Origin of the sequence: Enterobacter sp. CPE_E1241, from assembly GCF_045618265.1 — a bacterium.
GTDB lineage: Bacteria > Pseudomonadota > Gammaproteobacteria > Enterobacterales > Enterobacteriaceae > Enterobacter > Enterobacter adelaidei.
Genome location: NZ_JBIWYV010000001.1, coordinates 2,115,478 through 2,133,496 on the forward strand (window position 1 = coordinate 2,115,478; position 18,019 = coordinate 2,133,496).

The following is an 18,019-nucleotide window of genomic DNA, read 5'->3' on the forward strand; positions in this document are numbered from 1 at the left end:
TAAACCACGTGGAAGTAACCTGCGGATGTAAAAAGTCGTACTAGTCTCAGTTTTTGTTAAAAAATTGTGTAGGATAAGCTGACTCGCTTTTAAGCGGGCAGCGGAACATCTGCCCAAATAATCAGACTGAAGCAGTAAGTGAGAGAACAATGTCGAATAAACCCTTTCATTATCAGGATCCTTTCCCGCTGAGTAAGGATCAGACCGAGTATTACCTGTTAACCCGCGATCACGTTTCCGTCTCTGAGTTTGAAGGACAGGAGATCCTCAAGGTCGATCCGCAGGCGCTGACGCTGCTGGCGCAGCATGCGTTCCACGACGCTTCGTTTATGCTCCGTCCCGCGCATCAGCAGCAGGTTGCCGATATCCTGAGCGACCCGCAGGCCAGCGAGAACGATAAATACGTTGCCCTGCAGTTCCTGCGTAACTCAGACATCGCGGCGAAAGGTGTTCTGCCAACCTGCCAGGACACCGGCACGGCGATCATCGTCGGTAAAAAAGGCCAGCGCGTCTGGACCGGCGGCGGTGACGAAGCGGCGCTGGCGCACGGCGTCTACAACACCTACACCGAAGATAACCTGCGCTATTCGCAAAACGCGGCGCTGGATATGTACAAAGAGGTTAACACCGGTACCAACCTGCCTGCGCAGATTGACCTCTATACCGTAGACGGTGACGAGTACAAATTCCTCTGCATCGCCAAAGGCGGCGGTTCAGCCAACAAAACCTATCTTTATCAGGAAACCAAAGCGCTGCTCACCCCGGGCAAGCTGAAGAATTACCTGGTTGAGAAGATGCGCACCCTCGGCACCGCGGCGTGCCCGCCGTACCATATTGCCTTCGTGATCGGCGGTACCTCGGCTGAAAGCACGCTGAAGACCGTGAAACTGGCCTCAACGAAATACTACGATGGCCTGCCAACGGAAGGGAACGAGCACGGCCAGGCGTTCCGCGACGTGCAGCTTGAGCAAGAACTGCTGGAAGAAGCGCGTAATCTGGGCCTGGGTGCGCAGTTTGGCGGCAAATATTTTGCTCACGATGTACGCGTGATCCGTTTGCCGCGTCACGGCGCATCCTGCCCGGTCGGGATGGGCGTGTCCTGCTCTGCGGATCGCAACATCAAGGCCAAGATCAACCGCGAAGGTGTGTGGATCGAAAAACTGGAAAACAACCCAGGTAAGTACATTCCGGAAGAACTGCGTAAAGCAGGTGAGGGTGAAGCGGTTCGCGTTGATCTGAACCGTCCGATGAAAGAGATCCTGGCGCAGCTTTCACAGTATCCGGTGTCGACGCGTCTCTCCCTGAACGGCACGATTATCGTCGGACGCGACATTGCGCACGCGAAGCTGAAAGAGCGTCTGGACAACGGCGAAGGGCTGCCGCAGTACATTAAAGATCACCCGATCTACTACGCAGGCCCGGCGAAAACGCCAGAAGGTTATGCTTCCGGTTCGTTAGGCCCAACCACGGCAGGCCGTATGGACTCGTACGTTGACCAGCTGCAGGCCAACGGCGGCAGCATGATCATGCTGGCGAAAGGCAACCGCAGCCAGCAGGTGACGGACGCCTGCCACAAGCACGGCGGCTTCTACCTCGGCAGCATCGGCGGCCCGGCAGCCGTGCTGGCTCAGGGCAGCATCAAGAGCCTGGAGTGCGTGGAATACCCGGAACTGGGTATGGAAGCGATCTGGAAAATTGAGGTGGAAGATTTCCCGGCGTTTATCCTCGTGGATGACAAAGGTAACGACTTCTTCAAACAGATCCAGTCTTCCCAGTGTTCGGCGTGTGTGAAGTAAGCTAAAACTCTGCCGGGTAGCGTCAGCGCCACCCGGCATAATAAAGAGCGCACAAAGCGCCATACAGTAATTCAGAAGCCATCAATACTTATCTCTTAAGCATGTGAGCAATCCCATCTTTGTTATCAAGGAGAAAGTAATGACAACGCATCGTCGCGAAACAGATTCTATGGGCGCGATCGACGTCCCGGCCGACAAGCTATGGGGCGCACAAACCCAGCGTTCGCTGGAACACTTCCGCATCTCAACTGAGAAAATGCCCGTTTCGCTGATTCAGGCGCTGGCACTGACGAAACGCGCTGCAGCCAAAGTGAATCAGGACTTAGGGTTGCTGGCTTCAGAAAAAGCCTCGGCCATCATCAGCGCGGCTGATGAGGTGCTGGCAGGCAAGCACCCTGATGAATTCCCTCTGGCCATCTGGCAGACCGGTTCCGGCACGCAAAGCAACATGAACATGAACGAAGTGCTGGCAAACCGCGCAAGCGAGCTGCTGGGCGGCGTGCGTGGTATGGAGCGTAAGGTTCACCCGAATGATGACGTGAACAAGAGCCAAAGTTCGAACGACGTGTTCCCGACGGCAATGCATGTGGCGGCGGTCATCGCTATTCGCGAGCAGCTTATCCCGCAGCTGAATGTGCTGAAAAAGACGCTTAACGAGAAAGCGCAGGCCTTCCGTGACATCGTCAAAATTGGCCGTACGCACCTGCAGGACGCCACGCCGCTGACGCTCGGCCAGGAGATTTCCGGCTGGGTCGCGATGCTGGAACATAACCTGAAGCATATTGAGTACAGCCTGCCGCATCTGGCGGAGCTGGCGCTCGGCGGGACGGCGGTCGGGACCGGGTTAAATACCCATCCTGAATACGCGGTGCGCGTGGCGGAGGAGCTGGCAAACATCACCGGGCAGCCGTTCGTTACGGCACCCAATAAGTTCGAAGCGCTGGCGACCTGCGATGCGCTGGTTCATACCCACGGCGCGCTGAAAGGGCTGGCGGCCTCGCTGATGAAAATTGCCAACGACGTACGCTGGCTGGCTTCGGGTCCGCGTTGCGGTATTGGTGAAATCAGCATCCCGGAAAACGAGCCGGGCAGCTCCATCATGCCGGGTAAAGTGAACCCGACCCAGTGCGAAGCCATGACTATGCTTTGCTGTCAGGTGATAGGCAACGACGTGGCCGTTAACATGGGAGGCGCATCCGGCAACTTCGAGCTGAACGTCTATCGTCCAATGGTGATCCACAACGTTCTGCAATCCATTCGGCTGCTGGCGGACGGGATGGAAAGCTTTAACGAGCACTGTGCGGTAGGTATTGAGCCAAACCGCGAGCGCATCAGCCAGTTGCTCAACGAGTCTTTGATGCTGGTGACGGCGCTCAATACCCATATCGGCTACGATAAAGCCGCCGAGATTGCCAAAAAAGCGCATAAAGAGGGGCTGACGCTGAAAGCCTCCGCCCTGGCGCTGGGCTATCTGACGGAGGTTGAGTTCGATGCCTGGGTTCGTCCGGAAGCGATGGTCGGCAGCCTGAAATAATCATCCCGCCACATACAGGTGCAGCCGCGGAATAATCAGCTGTAGCGGCTGCGCCTGAGGTCTGTAACGGTGCTGGATATTTTCAGCATCGTAATTCAGAAGTTCACCGATATCCGGCACGATAGCACCCTGATCGGCATCGTAAAGCGCAATCAGCGGTGTCGGACAGGCATACTGCACCTGTTTCTGTTGACCGGAATACCAGACGCGGGCGATAGGCTGGACCTTCACCGGGCGCTTGATTTTGAGGCGCGTGTCCGCCGGTAGCGAGGCGATGCTGTGATACTCCTGCTCCAGGCGTTCAATCCACTGTTCCCGCGACCACGGTGCCACGGTGCGCGGCGTCTTCAGACTTTTTTCCAGTTGCGCCAGAATCTCATCCTTGGTGAAGTTTTTAATGATGTGCTTATTGGCCCAGCCGAAGCGCAGCGTGGCGGGATGACGCAGTACCGTCAGCGTGCGGTAGGCATTCAGGGTAATCAATCCAGGAAGCTGACGATGCACCCACTCGAACCGGGCAGCAGGGGCCAGGCCTGACTCTTCGGTGATGATCTTTTCAAATGCCGCTTTCAGAGTGTTGATATACGTAATCTGACCTTCCAGCGATTCACGCGTTGTCGCATCGGTTTGCAGGCAGATCACGCCAGGCAGACGAACAGCCGCCTTACTGCTGCGTTGTTCTGACTGCTGCTGAATAAAAAGGTGACGATAATGTTTTAGTGCCAGTTCAAATGCGGCTTTGCCGATGTGCTGTTTCACGTCGATGGTATCCAGCGGATCGTGTTCAGCCCCTTTGGCTACATCCGGTAGGGTAAAGACGCGCGCGGCCAGCAGGCGGCAGGTTTGCAAGCGTTCTGTCAGCGTAAGTAATTCATGTTCTATTTCGCGAAAGGTGCTGTTGAGCCTTTCGATGAGATCGTAAGTCGCCATAAATATACTCATTAGTTACAACATACTTATCATATAGCACAGCACGCCGGGTCAGGCCAGCGTGCGGTTTAAGTCAGGCAGGAACGGGAAGGGCGATGTTATGGTAAACCGGCCAGCTAAAGCAGAAGCGCGCGCCACCCAGTTCGCTCTCCTCGCAATGCACCGTTCCGCCCATCGCCTGTGCGATAGAGTAGACAATCGCCAGCCCCAGGCCGCATCCGCCAGTGGCGCGATCGCGGCTGGGATCGAGACGCACAAACGGTTCAAACACCGTTTCTCGCGCTTCCGGGGCTATCCCCGGCCCGTCATCCTCCACCGTCAGACGAGCCTGATTGCCCTGTAAATCCAGTCCAATCTGCAATGTGCTTTCGCTGTAACGCATGGCGTTGTTGAGCAGGTTGTCCAGCACGCGCTCCATCAGGCGCATATCCAGAGCACCATAATCACCCGAGGTAACGCGGGTCAACAGCGTGCGTTGTGGGTTCACGCTCTGGACATCATCAATGTGAGTTTGCAGCCAGTCAGGCAGATCCGGCGTGCTGAGGTTCAGCTCGTTCTGCGGGCGGTCGAGGCGCGCGTAGGTCAGCAGCTCCTCAATCAGCGCTTCAAGCTGGCCAATATCGCGATTCAGAGCCTGAGATTCCGCTTCCGTCAGATTCTCGCTCATTTCAAGACGATAGCGCAGGCGAACCAGCGGCGTTCGCAGCTCGTGTGCAATCCCGTCGATCAACTGCTTCTTACTGGCGATTAGGGCATTGATGTTATCGGCCATCTGGTTAAAGGCCACGCCCAGACGTTCAAAGCTGGAACCGCTGTCGAAGTGAATACGTTCGGTAAAATGCCCCTCGCCAAAACGCTGTGCGGCGGATTCCAGTTTCAGCATGTCCTGCCAGTGTGGCCGCATCCAGATAAAAACCGGAAACGCGAGTGAAATGGCGATAAAGGCCATCAGCGCCATATCCAGCAGACGCATCTGGTGCAGATAATAGAGGTAGGGCACCGGCCCGACGGCCAACACGTAATGGCTGCGCGGAATGCGCTGGATAAAGGTATATTTCTCATCCAGCGCGACAATGTCTCCGTCGCGAAGACGCTGCATGGCACGCGCGTCCAGATCGAAATCTTTCAACGGCTCAATGCGTAAATCAAACGACAGGTTCAGATCCAGCTCTTTCAGGGTCTTTGCCCAGTCGTGCGGTGGGATCTCTCTCAGCTCGCTGCGCATCAGATACAGCGAGCTTTTCATCAGGTCATCCAGCGACTGCCTGCCTGCACGTTCGGCAGTGAATTTATAGACCAGCCCGACCAGCATGGTCATCACCAGGAAGCAGACAAACAGCAGAAGATAAAACTGCACAAACAGCTTTTTCATTAACGATTCCGGATGATGAAATAATCAGGTTTCCCAGGCGTGCGGGGCAAACAGGTAGCCTTTGTTACGCACGGTTTTAATGCGGTACGGCTCGGTGGCGTTATCCTGCAGCTTTTTGCGCAGGCGCGATATCGCCACATCAACGCTGCGATCCATGCCGTCATAACTCACTCCGCGCAGATTTTTCAGCAGCGCATCGCGATCCATGATTTGCCCGGCATGTGTTGCCAGCTCCCAAAGCAGGTCAAAATCTGCTGTCGAGAGCGCAATAAGCTCGTCGGAAAGCAGTACCTGACGGTTGATCGGATCAATGGAAAGCGTCCCAAAACGCATCGCTTTGTGCGGCGTCAGTGACGGAGCAGGCGCTTCGCGTTCAATGCTGGCGTGCTGGCGTAAATGAAGACGCAGGCGCGCGAGCAAAACGGCAGGCGGTGTGGTTTTCAGAATGTAGTCATTGGCACCCATCTCAAGCGACAAAATATGGTTCATATCGCTGTCCAGCGAGGTGAGCAGGACGATAGGACCGTCCCAGCGGGCGCGCAGGTCGCGGCAGAGCGTCATGCCATCTTTTCCTGGCAACATGATATCCAGCAGTACCAGGTCCGGGTTTTCACGCACGACGACCTCTTCGGCGCGATCGCCACGAGGCTCAACAATGACGTCCATATCATGTTTACCCAGATAGGCGGCGATCAATTGCCCGACTTCGGGTTCGTCTTCAACATAAACAATCTTATTCATACAACGTCTGTTATCGTGAAAAATGTCAACATACACCGCAGAACCTTAACCTTCCATTAATCTTTCAAAATTAGCATCAGTTCCGTTATTCTGACTCATATTGTTACTTGATTGTTTCAGGAAAGAAAAAGTATGGGGCTGGTGATTAAAGCCGCGCTTGGGGCGCTGGTGGTGTTACTGATTGGCATTCTGGCAAAAACCAAAAATTATTATATTGCCGGGCTGATTCCACTCTTTCCGACTTTTGCGCTCATTGCACACTATATTGTGGCCTCTGAACGGGGCACAGAAGCATTGCGAACGACCATCGTGTTTGGCATGTGGTCTATCATCCCGTATTTCCTCTACCTGTTATCGCTCTGGTATTTCACCGGTTTTCTGCGACTTCCCCTGGCGCTGAGCGGGGCAGTGGTCTGCTGGGGGCTCAGCGCCTGGGTGTTAATCTTCTTCTGGAGCCGTTTTCACTAGCGCAGTGGTCGGCCTCCGTCCACGGCAAAGGTTCTGCCGGTGACGTAGCAACTGGTGAGCAGGTAATCCACAAGGTCAATCACCTCTTTTTCGCCTGGGGCGATTTTCATCAGCGACTTGTTCAGCGCCTGCTGGCGATACTCCGCATCATCGGTTTCGTTAAATAAAATCATTGCCGGAGCGATGGCATTTACCTTCACCTCGGGCGCGAGTTTGCGGGCAAACGAGCGCGTCATGTTATCCAGCGCGGCTTTACTGGCTGCATAGGCAATGTGCTTGTCGCTGCCACGCTCCACCACATAATCGGTGAAATGGATAATGTCGCCCGCAGCATGCCCGTGGCCGCGCAGCAGATCCTGCAGCGCGTGATTAAGCAAATAGGGCGTATTAACGTGGATCTGTAACATGGCAGAGAGCGTTTCGCTGAGCGACGTGCCGGGCTTTTCGGCACACCAGGCACTGGCGTTATGGATAATGGCACGTAGCCCCGTCGTGGTGGACTTCACCTTATCCGCAAAGGCCAGAATGCCTTCATCGGTTGAAAAATCCGCCTGAATGCAGACAGCTCCTGCTTTCCGTAATCCTTCGACAGAGGGATATTCAGTACGATAACTGACGATGACCGGATGGCGAAGGTTGAGAAAATGATGGGCAAGGGCGAGGCCGATACGGCGGCCTCCACCGGTAATCAGTATTGGGTGAAGCTGTTCATTTCCCATCGTATTCTCCTTTACAGTTCAACAATGGGAAAGGCGATGCTATCCCATTAACATCCAGGTTGCCGGTAAAGCAGCAACCAGTAACAGTCCGATTAAGGCCATCTCGCGGCGTTTAAGTGCGTTTTCCAGCTGATGCGTGCGGCGTGCATAGATAAACACCAGCAAACCCGGTGCATATAACACTACAGACAGCAGCAAATGCATAGGCCCGGAAGCATACAACAACCACAGACCGTAAATACAGGCTCCTACACCCACAACATAGTGCGCCGGGCGTGTGGCGATTTTTAACAAATATGCGCCCACTAAGAAATAGGGTACCAGAATCATCTCGGAGGCGATGGTCATCAGAGTGTTATAGTCAGAACCTGTGAGCCAGATCAGCACCAGACAGACCTGCACGCTGATGTTAGTCAGCCAGAGTGACGCGGACGGCGCACTGTTTTTGTTCTGACGGGCAAACAGGCGTGGAAACGCCTTATGCGTAGAGGCCAGAAACGGGACTTCAGCGGCCATGATGGTCCAGCTCAGGTAAGCGCCACAGACGGAGATGATCAGCCCCGCAGCAATCACCACATCGCCCCAGGGACCGAGCATTTTCACCATCAGCCCTGCCATTGATGGGTTACGCATTCCGGCCAGCTCAGGACGTGCTACCACGCCCAGAGACAGCAGCGTCACCAGCAGATAGACCCCCAGCGCGGCCAGTACGGCCAGCAAAGTTGCACGGCCCACATCGCGTTTATTGCGTGCCCGGGCGGAAACCACGACCGCGCCTTCAACACCGATAAACACCCACAGGGTGATGAGCATCGTGTTTTTCACCTGCTCCCAGACAGGTACGCCCAGCGCAACGCCGGTGAAATCGAGCTTAAATACGTCCATACGGAACGCAATAAAGGCCAGCACGATAAACAGACCAAGCGGGACCAGCTTCGCGAGGGTTGCCACAAGGTTAATACTGGCTGCTGTTTGTACGCCACGTAAAACCAGCCAGTGAACGAACCACAGCAGTACCGAGGCACCCACAATAGACTGCCAGGTGTTACCATCGCCAAAGAGACGCAGCTCAGGCGTGTCGGTAAAGAAACTCAGCGCCGAGAAGACGATCACCAGATAGGAGACGTTGGCGATAACCGCGCATAACCAGTATCCCCAGGCGGAACAGAAGCCAATCAGCTCACCAAAACCTTCACGTGCATAGGTGAAAATACCGCCGTCCAGATCCGGTCGGATGCGGGTCAGCAGCAACATTGCGAACGCCAGCAGCAATATCCCAACGCCGGTGATACCCCAGCCAATGAGGAGTGCGGCTGGGCTAGCCACCGCCGCCATGTTCTGCGGTAAACTGAATACGCCCGCGCCCAGCATTGAGCTTAAAACGAGTGCAGTCAGAGCACTCAGGCCAAGTTTCTTTTCCATTGGCTTCCTGTTATGAAAAGTCCAAATCCAGAATAATTATTTCGCACAGGCGCATAAAAATGGTGGATCACACTAAGGCGCGGGATTTTACGGAGTGTAACGAAAGCATGCAATGACGTGTGGCAGAAATTCAAAAAAAGTAACAAAAAAGGCGGCATTGCGCCGCCTTTGATCAATGATTTTGTTACTTGTAGAGATCGGCGCTGATCGTCACGTTGTTGCCACGTTCCTGCCACTGGCGGGTTATGTGGTAGTATTTCGCCCCTTTCTTCGCCGCACGCTTCGCGACCTGATAAGAGACTTCCGTCATGTTGCCGTAGTTGCCGGTAAACTTGATGCTGTCGAACGGCACCATCTGCGCAGCAGTGGCGTTGTTCAGCTCTTCAATTTTGGTACCGTCTGGCAGCGTCACGGAATAACGGCCACCTTTCGTGGATTGCGTTTCGAAGAAACGGCCCACTTCAGCGCTTGGTGCAGCAGATGTTGCTACGCCAGGGATTTCAACTTTCTTCGCTGCCTCACCGCCTTTCGCGATTGCCGCGCGGCCTGCTTCGGAATCAGCCGGGATAACATCCGGACTTTGCAGAACACGTTTTTTCGCATCTTCTTTATAGATGAACGCGGTAATGCGCTGGTTGCCGCCCTGGTTAGCATCCACCTGACGCACGATATAGAAAGAGTATGCACCTTTCTCTTTCGCCGCTTTGGTGATGGCATCGTTCACTTCAGGCTGGCTGCGATAGAAGCCCTGAACGGTGACGGTGTCATAAGGTTCCAATGCGATCGCTTGATCTTTTGGCAGTTCAACGATGCCATTAATCACGCGATTTTTCGGTGCATCAGCTTTCGGTGCATTGTCTTTGAACAGCGCAATCGTTACGCGCTGATTACCGCTGTTGCCATAATCAGACTGGTCAACGACGTAAAACGAGGCCGCACCATTTTTATCGGCGGCTTTTGATGCTGCGGCGACGGCATCGCCAATGGAATTGTAACGACCCACAATGACCGTATGGTCAAAAGGTTTTAACGCTGCCGCTTGCTCCGGCGTTAACTCTGTTGCGGCATTCGCAGACAGGGCGGTCGCACAGAGAAGTGCGGACGCCAGGAGTGTGTTCTTAAGCTTCATAAAAATAATCCTTCGCCTTGCGCAAACCATGTACTGGTATTGTTGTTAATTTGAGACGGTCCCGATTATGGCATTTAAAACCTGTCGCTGTCTGCGGCATTTTTCACTGCCAGTGCTTACTGAATCACCGAATTCGATAACATTTAGTGATATGTTGAAAAAACAGACGTTTGACAAGTAAAACTGATTAAGCTTATGACTTTCACAAGTTAATTTAATGTTAATAACTTGTTCTCTTATGGCGCTATATCATGTTTTTACCGCTTCGCTTGCGCGATTTATCGGCTTCGACGATGAATTTAAGGTAAATATCACTGTCAGTGACGCCGATCGCTTATTTTTCACAGATAAAGTAAGAAATAGTGTTTTCTGGCGGTAGATCACGGGCGCTATTTTCAGTAGGTTATAGACAGTTTGTTACTGTTTTATTTTCCGGGGTTAATCATATCTCGTCGCTATTGTGATGGCGAAAATTGATACAAACCGCGGGCATTTATCGACAAACCATCATCAAAAACCGATGGAAGGGAAAACTATGCGTATTGGGGTACCAAAAGAACGGTTAGCCAATGAAACCCGCGTAGCGGCAACACCGAAAACGGTGGAGCAACTGCTTAAACTGGGTTTTACCGTCGCGGTTGAAAGCGGCGCAGGCAAACTGGCGAGTTTCGATGACGAAGCCTTCATCCAGGCTGGCGCGGAAGTGGTGGACAGTGCTGAAGTCTGGCAGTCACCGGTGATTCTGAAGGTGAACGCACCGGAAGAGAGTGAGATTGTGCTGCTCAATCCAGGTACGACGCTGGTGAGTTTCATCTGGCCTGCGCAAAATCCTGAGCTGATGGAGAAGCTGGCGGCTCGTGGCGTGACCGTGATGGCCATGGATTCTGTGCCGCGTATTTCGCGTGCGCAGTCGCTGGACGCGTTAAGCTCCATGGCAAACATCGCGGGTTATCGCGCCATTGTTGAAGCCGCCCACGAATTTGGTCGCTTCTTTACCGGTCAAATCACTGCGGCGGGTAAAGTCCCTCCGGCGAAGGTGATGGTGATTGGCGCGGGCGTTGCGGGCCTTGCTGCAATCGGTGCAGCAAATAGCCTGGGGGCTATCGTGCGCGCGTTTGACACCCGTCCTGAGGTTAAGGAACAGGTTCAAAGTATGGGTGCCGAATTCCTTGAGCTGGACTTCAAGGAAGAAGCAGGCAGCGGCGATGGTTACGCGAAGGTGATGTCTGAAGCCTTTATCAAAGCCGAAATGGAACTCTTCGCCGCCCAGGCGAAAGATGTCGATATTATTGTCACCACTGCGCTTATCCCGGGTAAACCCGCGCCGAAGCTGATCACCCGTGAAATGGTAGATTCCATGAAGCCGGGCAGCGTAATTGTCGACCTGGCGGCGCAAAACGGCGGTAACTGTGAATATACCGTCCCGAATCAGGTGACCACGACCGCGAACGGCGTGAAGGTGATCGGTTATACCGATCTGCCAGGCCGTCTGCCAACGCAGTCTTCTCAGTTGTACGGCACCAACCTCGTTAACCTGCTGAAACTGCTCTGCAAAGAGAAAGACGGCAACGTCACCGTTGATTTCGACGATGTGGTCGTACGTGGCGTTACCGTGGTTCGTGAAGGTGAAATCACCTGGCCTGCGCCACCTATTCAGGTTTCTGCTCAGCCTCAGGCTGCACCGAAAGCGGCGCCAGAACCTAAAGAACCTGCCAAACCCGCTTCTCCATGGCGCAAATACGCGATCATGGCGCTGGCGATTATTCTGTTCGGCTGGCTGGCTAACGTTGCACCGAAAGAGTTCCTCGGCCACTTTACCGTCTTCGCGCTCTCCTGCGTGGTGGGTTACTACGTGGTGTGGAACGTCTCCCATGCCTTGCATACACCACTGATGTCGGTCACCAACGCCATCTCGGGGATTATCGTGGTTGGGGCGTTACTGCAGATTGGTCATGGCGGCTGGATCAGCTTCCTGAGCTTTGTTGCGGTGTTGATCGCCAGTATCAATATTTTCGGTGGTTTCACCGTGACTCAGCGCATGCTGAAAATGTTTCGTAAAGGCTAAGGGGTAGCATATGTCTGGAGGATTAGTGACAGCCGCATACATTGTTGCTGCAATCCTGTTTATTTTCAGTCTGGCGGGGCTTTCCAAACACGAAACGTCTCAGCAGGGTAATAACTTTGGTATCGCCGGGATGGCGATTGCACTGATTGCCACCATCTTCGGGCCGGACACCGGCAACGTTGCGTGGATCCTGGTGGCGATGATCATCGGCGGTGCGATTGGTATTCGTCTGGCGAAACGCGTTGAAATGACCGAGATGCCGGAGCTGGTTGCGATTCTGCACAGCTTTGTCGGTCTGGCGGCGGTGCTGGTAGGCTTCAACAGCTACCTGTACCACACCCCGGGTCTGGAACCGATTCTGGTGAACATCCACCTGACGGAAGTGTTCCTCGGAATCTTTATCGGTGCGGTAACGTTCACCGGCTCCATTGTCGCGTTCGGTAAACTGCGCGGGAAGATCTCGTCTAAACCGCTGATGTTGCCAAACCGTCATAAGCTGAACCTGGCGGCGCTGGTGGTGTCGTTTGTGCTGCTGGTGGTCTTCGTGCGTACCGAAAGCGTGGGCTTGCAGGTACTGGCGTTGCTGGTGATGACCATTATTGCGCTGGCATTCGGCTGGCACCTGGTGGCCTCCATCGGTGGTGCGGATATGCCAGTGGTCGTCTCCATGCTGAACTCCTACTCCGGTTGGGCGGCTGCGGCGGCAGGTTTTATGCTGAGCAACGACCTGCTGATCGTCACCGGTGCGCTGGTGGGTTCTTCCGGTGCGATCCTGTCTTACATCATGTGTAAAGCGATGAACCGTTCGTTCATCAGCGTTATCGCCGGTGGGTTTGGTTCTGATGGTTCCTCGACGGGTTCTGACGAAGAAGTGGGTGAGCACCGCGAGATTAACGCGGAAGATACTGCTGATATGCTGAAAAACTCGCATTCAGTCATTATCACCCCAGGCTATGGCATGGCGGTAGCACAGGCTCAGTATCCGGTCGCGGAGATCACTGAGAAGCTGCGCGCGCGCGGGATCAAGGTTCGCTTTGGTATTCACCCGGTGGCAGGGCGTCTGCCTGGTCACATGAACGTACTGCTGGCGGAAGCGAAAGTGCCGTACGACATCGTGCTGGAAATGGATGAAATCAACGATGATTTCGCCGAGACCGACACCGTGCTGGTCATCGGTGCTAACGACACCGTTAACCCGGCGGCGCAGGACGATCCGCGTAGCCCAATCGCCGGTATGCCGGTTCTGGAAGTGTGGAAGGCGCAGAACGTCATTGTCTTCAAACGCTCCATGAACACTGGCTATGCCGGGGTTCAGAACCCGCTGTTCTTCAAAGAGAACACCCATATGCTGTTTGGCGACGCCAAAGCCAGCGTGGATGCTATTCTGAAAGCGCTGTAAGTTGTACTAAATGAAAAAGCCGCCAATTCTGGCGGCTTTTTTATCCCCAAACGCTGTTTAATCGTCTTCCGGGTCGTCCATCTCAACCGGCGTCTGGTACTCATCCGGTTTAATGACCAGCAGGTCACAACGCAGATGGTCGATCACCTGTTCGGCGGTATTGCCGAGGAATGCGGCAGAAATACCGGTTCGACCAATGGTGCCCAGCACGACAATCCCGGCCTGCAAATGTTCGGCTAAATCCGGGATAACCTCTTCAGGCAACCCTTTTTCCACGTGGGTCATTTTCTCATCAATGCTGAATTTCTGGCGCAGCGCTTTCATGGCTAACAGGTGCTGACCACGGATGGCGTCGTTATACACGCTCGGGTCAAATTCAGGCAGTTCAATGGCGATATTGATAGGCGTCACCGGATACGCGCCAACCAGATGCACTTCGGTGTGGTTGACCTGTTCAGCGAGCTGGATTGTCTCCTTAACCAGCTTCTCGTTCAGCGCATTGTGGTAATCCTCTTCGCTGGCGAGATTGACTGCCACGACGGCCTTACCGCCTTCAGGCCACGGCTGGTCTTTCACCATCCAGACCGGGCAAGGGCATTTACGCAGCAGATGCCAGTCGGTAGGGGTGAAGATCACGGATTCCAGCTTGTCGTGCTGGTGCGCCATCTTCAGCAGCAGGTCATGCTCACCGGCAACGACTTCCTGGATAATGGCTTCGAAAGGTCGGTTATGCCAGACCACCTTAATATCAATAGGAACTCCCGCTTCCAGGTAATACTTCGCCTGTTCGCGGATCCACGCGGTACGCTGGCTGATCACTCCCTGACGCATAGCGGTGCGCTCGTCAGGCGACAGAAGGGTGGTCATCTCATATGAGAAGTCATAGATCGGCAAAAACGCTTTGATTTTGCCGCCAATCCGTTGATGTAAATACACAGCACGTCGTAATGCCGGCTGATCGTCCTGATTCGGATCGATAGCTACCAGCATGTTTTGATACTTTGCCATACAGGTCTCCTTACTACTGTCACCACAGTCTGTAATTAAAAGAGTAACCTATATATCCTGAATGAAACAGGGGGGAGGTTTTGCCAGATCAATAATTCATGAAAAATTATCAGAGGAAAAGAACGGTCGTTGTCACCGCAATAAATGCAATAAACAGCAACACCATCACTGCTATCGCAAAGGTCGTGGAATCCTGAACGTAGGTTTTTTCCTCCCCCTTCATCGGGCCGACAAGCATGATCCAGATGAAGATAAAGGTCACTGAGGCAATCACGACTGAAACGAAAAATAAACTTTCTCTCAATTCATAACCTCAACGAGAACCTTTTGGGCGCTGTGTGGGGACGTGCTACGGTGAAAATGTCAGATAACGGAAGTGTTAATATGCCAGACCAATAAATCAAGAAAATTTATTGGTCTGGCAATATACATATGGGCTTTATGCCACGTTACGGGCGTGCCCGGCAAGAACGGCCAGTGCTTCGCCGTTTTCGATCGTGATGTATTTACCCTTAACAGCCAGCATACCGCTTTTCTGGAAACGGCCCAGCAGACGGCTGATGGTTTCCACGGTCAGGCCCAGGTAGTTGCCGATATCGCCACGCGTCATGGTCAGACGGAATTCGCGTGGAGAGAAACCACGCTCAGCGAAGCGACGGGAGAGGTTGTAGATAAACGCAGCCAGGCGCTCTTCTGCATTCTTTTTGGAAAGCAGCAGGATCATGTCCTGATCGCCTTTGATCTCACCGCTCATCAGGCGCATCATCTGCTGACGCAAATTAGGCATTTTTCCGGACAGGTCATCCAGAGTTTCAAACGGGATTTCGCAAACCATAGAGGTTTCGAGTGCCTGAGCAAAGCTCGGGTGGTGGCCAGTGCCGATGGCATCAAAGCCAACCAGGTCACCCGCCAGATGGAAGCCGGTGATCTGCTCATCACCCTGTTCGGTGATGGTGTAGCTCTTGATGGTGCCAGAACGGATAGCATAGAGCGATTTCAGTTCGTCTCCCGCTTTAAACAGCGTCTGCCCTTTCTGAATAGGCTTTTTGCGCTCGATGATATTATCAAGCTGATCAAGTTCATGCTCATTCAGGGTAAACGGGATACAGAGCTGGCTGATGCTGCAATCCTGGCAATGGATAGCACAACCGCCAGACTGAATGCGTCGTATAATTCGCTTTTCCGGGATCATAGGTTTGCTCAAGCCTTAATTGATATTGGTCAATTTTAACATCTTTTTGGTAAGTACGTAAGCCTGGCAAACTCTCAATAAGAACAAGAGACGGCAATGTGCTGCCATCTCCTTGAAATTCCACAGCTTGATTATGGATTTTTAGCCTAACCGGTAGAAAATTAAGCACAAAAAGCCTGGGATTTACAGCAGAAGATACCCTTCGTGACGCAGTAACCACTCTTTGCGCTGTACGCCTCCGGCATACCCCGTCATGGTGCCGTTGCGGCCAATCACTCGATGGCAGGGCACCACGATGCTGACCGGGTTGGAGCCATTCGCGGCACCCACTGCGCGTGCCGCCCCGGCGCGGCCTAACTGCTCCGCGAGCTGGCCATAATGCATGACCTGTCCGCACGGGATAGTCCGCAGCGCTTGCCACACTTCGCGCTGGAAAGGTGTTCCGGCCGTGGCGGTGGGTAGGGTGTCGATGATGCTGAGATCGCCCTCAAAGTACGCCGCAAGCTTGTCGCTCAGTCCACCAGGGTTGGTGGCACTGATACGTTCATACCCCTGTGAGCGGTAATGAATATCGAGCAGATCTTCCATGCGATCGCTGTGCTCTTCCCACTCAACGGCACGCAGACAAAACTGCTCGTCCGCGATCACCCACAGCGGCCCAAGCGGCGTCGCAATCTTATCTTCGAGTAATCTCAGCATCCTCGTTCCTTTAGTTCAGCCTCGGGTAGATCCCCGGTCCAATTGGCAGGCCGACAAGATACCACGCCACCAGCATGACCAGCCATACTCCTAAAAAGATAAGCGGGTAGGGCAAAACAAGCGAATAGTAGGTACCCAGTTTGGCTTCAGGTTTATAGCGCTGCAGGAAGCCTAAAAACAGCGGAACAAACGGCGAAACCGGCGCCAGCGGGATGACGGAGGAGTCAGCGATGCGGAACAGGATCTGGGCAAATGCCGGGTGGAACCCCAGCATCATAAACATCGGCACGAAGATCGGGGCCAGAATTGACCAGATAGCCGATCCGCTGGCGATGAACATACACAGCAGGGATGACAGTAGCGCCAGACCGACAAACGCCGGGACGCCGCTTAACCCGGCAGCCTCCAGCGCGTCGGTCAGGCCGACGGCCATAAATTTGCCCATATTGCTCCAGTTAAACATGGCGACGAACTGAGCCAGCGGGAAAACCATCACGATAAAGCCCGCCATCTCTTTCATCGGCTCGATCATCAGCTGCGGCAGATCGCCCTGACGGCGAATCTTGCCGGTAGCGATGCCGTAGGCGAGCGACACGACAAAGAAAAACAGAATAATTAGCGGCACAATGCCCTGAATAAAGGGTGAGGGAAGTACGGTATGTTTGACCGGATCGCGCAGAATACCGCTTTCCGGCACCACCATCAGCGCCACCAGGGCGATAAAGGCCAGCGAGACCACGCCCGCCACGCGCAGGCCGAAGCGCTGTTCTTTGCTCAGGGTTTCCAGCTTTTCATCGCTGCGACCTTCCCATTTTCCCAGACGCGGTTCGATGATCTTATCGGTTATCAGCCCGCCGACAATCGTCAGGACAATGACCGAGCTTGCCATAAAGTACCAGTTATCGATGACGCTGACATGCATCGCGGGGTCGATAGTTTTCGCCGCCTCCGTACTGATGCCCGAGAGCAGTACGTCGGTAGTGACAATCAGCAGATTGGCGGTAAAACCGCACCCGACACCCGCAATTGCCGACAGCAGACCCGCTACAGGGTGACGTCCGACTGCGAGGAAAATCAGCGCGCCCATGGGCGGCATAATGACCAGCGCAGCATCGGAAGAGATATGGCTGAAGAAGGCGATAAACAGCACCATATAGCTGGCGTAACGTGCGCTGACGTGAGAGGCCATTTTCACCATCAGGGCCGGTAACAGTCCCACGCGTTCCGCGAGCCCTGCACCCAGAACCAGCGCCAGAATGGCACCAAGCGGGGCGAAACCGCTGAAGTTTTTGATGACGTTGGGTAAAAACCAGTGCAACCCTTCCACGCTGAGCAGGTTTTTTACCGCCACCAGGCTGCCGTCAGCCGGGCTGCGCACGCTCACGTCAAAGGCGGAGAGCATGGCAGTGGCGACCATTAAAATCAGAATCAGATAGATAAACAGCAGGAAAGGGTGCGGTACTTTATTGCCGATCCTTTCAACCCAGCCATAGAGCTTACCGGATGGGGAATGCGAAGGTATGGATGACATACTCATGGGCGTTC

16 protein-coding genes are annotated in these 18,019 nt (G+C 54.0%); 5 read left to right on the forward strand and 11 right to left on the reverse strand.

Annotation, left to right across the window (positions count from 1 at the left end):
• Positions 1–149 precede the first annotated feature (149 nt).
• Both fumA and fumC read left to right on the forward strand, forming a co-directional pair.
• Entirely contained in the window at positions 150–1,796 is a 1,647-nt protein-coding gene (gene fumA, locus ACJ9Y9_RS10345) for a class I fumarate hydratase FumA (protein ID WP_028017321.1), read from the forward strand.
• A 139-nt stretch (positions 1,797–1,935) separates the two neighbouring features.
• Complete coding sequence (gene fumC, locus ACJ9Y9_RS10350) at positions 1,936–3,330, forward strand: class II fumarate hydratase (protein ID WP_028017322.1); 1,395 nt, start codon at positions 1,936–1,938, stop codon at positions 3,328–3,330.
• Here the strand turns inward: fumC and tus are convergent, their stop codons facing one another.
• The 3 genes from tus to rstA all read right to left on the reverse strand — a co-directional run bounded on the left by tus (position 3,331) and on the right by rstA (position 6,373).
• Positions 3,331–4,260 (reverse strand): DNA replication terminus site-binding protein, encoded by a 930-nt coding sequence (tus, locus tag ACJ9Y9_RS10355; RefSeq protein WP_028017323.1) that lies wholly within the window; start codon positions 4,258–4,260, stop codon positions 3,331–3,333.
• 73 nt (positions 4,261–4,333) lie between these two features.
• Positions 4,334–5,632, reverse strand: a complete 1,299-nt coding sequence (gene rstB, locus ACJ9Y9_RS10360; protein WP_028017324.1) for a two-component system sensor histidine kinase RstB — start codon at positions 5,630–5,632, stop codon at positions 4,334–4,336.
• Positions 5,633–5,656: 24 nt separating this feature from the next.
• Positions 5,657–6,373 carry a two-component system response regulator RstA gene (rstA, locus tag ACJ9Y9_RS10365; protein WP_028017325.1) on the reverse strand — a complete coding sequence of 239 codons (717 nt, stop codon included), beginning with the start codon at positions 6,371–6,373 and terminating at the stop codon, positions 5,657–5,659.
• A gap of 132 nt (positions 6,374–6,505) precedes the next feature.
• Here rstA and ACJ9Y9_RS10370 point away from each other — a divergent pair, with 132 nt between their 5' ends.
• Positions 6,506–6,841: a GlpM family protein gene (locus tag ACJ9Y9_RS10370; protein ID WP_028017326.1), complete on the forward strand. Its 336-nt coding sequence runs from the start codon at positions 6,506–6,508 to the stop codon at positions 6,839–6,841.
• Here ACJ9Y9_RS10370 and folM read toward each other — a convergent pair.
• From folM to ydgH, 3 genes are all read right to left on the reverse strand, one after another.
• Positions 6,838–7,560 (reverse strand): dihydromonapterin reductase, encoded by a 723-nt coding sequence (gene folM, locus ACJ9Y9_RS10375; protein WP_231078930.1) that lies wholly within the window; start codon positions 7,558–7,560, stop codon positions 6,838–6,840. The two genes, ACJ9Y9_RS10370 and folM, sit on opposite strands and share 4 nt — an antisense overlap.
• Before the next feature lie 39 nt (positions 7,561–7,599).
• Complete coding sequence (locus tag ACJ9Y9_RS10380) at positions 7,600–8,982, reverse strand: amino acid permease (RefSeq protein WP_407226100.1); 1,383 nt, start codon at positions 8,980–8,982, stop codon at positions 7,600–7,602.
• A gap of 184 nt (positions 8,983–9,166) precedes the next feature.
• The gene (ydgH, locus tag ACJ9Y9_RS10385) at positions 9,167–10,111 is read right to left on the reverse strand and encodes a DUF1471 family protein YdgH (protein ID WP_028017329.1); all 945 of its coding nucleotides are present in this window, start codon (positions 10,109–10,111) and stop codon (positions 9,167–9,169) included.
• Between the two features lie 535 nt (positions 10,112–10,646).
• Here ydgH and pntA point away from each other — a divergent pair.
• Both pntA and pntB read left to right on the forward strand, forming a co-directional pair.
• Positions 10,647–12,176, forward strand: a complete 1,530-nt coding sequence (gene pntA, locus ACJ9Y9_RS10390) for a Re/Si-specific NAD(P)(+) transhydrogenase subunit alpha (RefSeq protein WP_028017330.1) — start codon at positions 10,647–10,649, stop codon at positions 12,174–12,176.
• A 10-nt stretch (positions 12,177–12,186) separates the two neighbouring features.
• A complete protein-coding gene (gene pntB, locus ACJ9Y9_RS10395; RefSeq protein ID WP_028017331.1) occupies positions 12,187–13,575 on the forward strand; it encodes a Re/Si-specific NAD(P)(+) transhydrogenase subunit beta in 1,389 nt (462 codons plus the stop codon).
• 57 nt (positions 13,576–13,632) lie between these two features.
• On the opposite strand, the gene uspE is transcribed toward pntB, so the two are convergent.
• The 5 genes from uspE to abgT form a co-directional block, all read right to left on the reverse strand.
• Complete coding sequence (gene uspE, locus ACJ9Y9_RS10400) at positions 13,633–14,583, reverse strand: universal stress protein UspE (RefSeq protein WP_028017332.1); 951 nt, start codon at positions 14,581–14,583, stop codon at positions 13,633–13,635.
• 109 nt (positions 14,584–14,692) lie between these two features.
• Positions 14,693–14,887 carry a hypothetical protein gene (locus ACJ9Y9_RS10405; RefSeq protein WP_008500541.1) on the reverse strand — a complete coding sequence of 65 codons (195 nt, stop codon included), beginning with the start codon at positions 14,885–14,887 and terminating at the stop codon, positions 14,693–14,695.
• Between the two features lie 135 nt (positions 14,888–15,022).
• Complete coding sequence (fnr, locus tag ACJ9Y9_RS10410; protein ID WP_006174991.1) at positions 15,023–15,775, reverse strand: fumarate/nitrate reduction transcriptional regulator Fnr; 753 nt, start codon at positions 15,773–15,775, stop codon at positions 15,023–15,025.
• A 183-nt stretch (positions 15,776–15,958) separates the two neighbouring features.
• Positions 15,959–16,474, reverse strand: coding sequence for a methylated-DNA--[protein]-cysteine S-methyltransferase (gene ogt, locus ACJ9Y9_RS10415; protein ID WP_028017333.1), 516 nt, complete (start codon positions 16,472–16,474; stop codon positions 15,959–15,961).
• 10 nt (positions 16,475–16,484) lie between these two features.
• Positions 16,485–18,011: a p-aminobenzoyl-glutamate transporter gene (abgT, locus tag ACJ9Y9_RS10420; RefSeq protein ID WP_028017334.1), complete on the reverse strand. Its 1,527-nt coding sequence runs from the start codon at positions 18,009–18,011 to the stop codon at positions 16,485–16,487.
• Between the last annotated feature and the right edge of the window lie 8 nt (positions 18,012–18,019).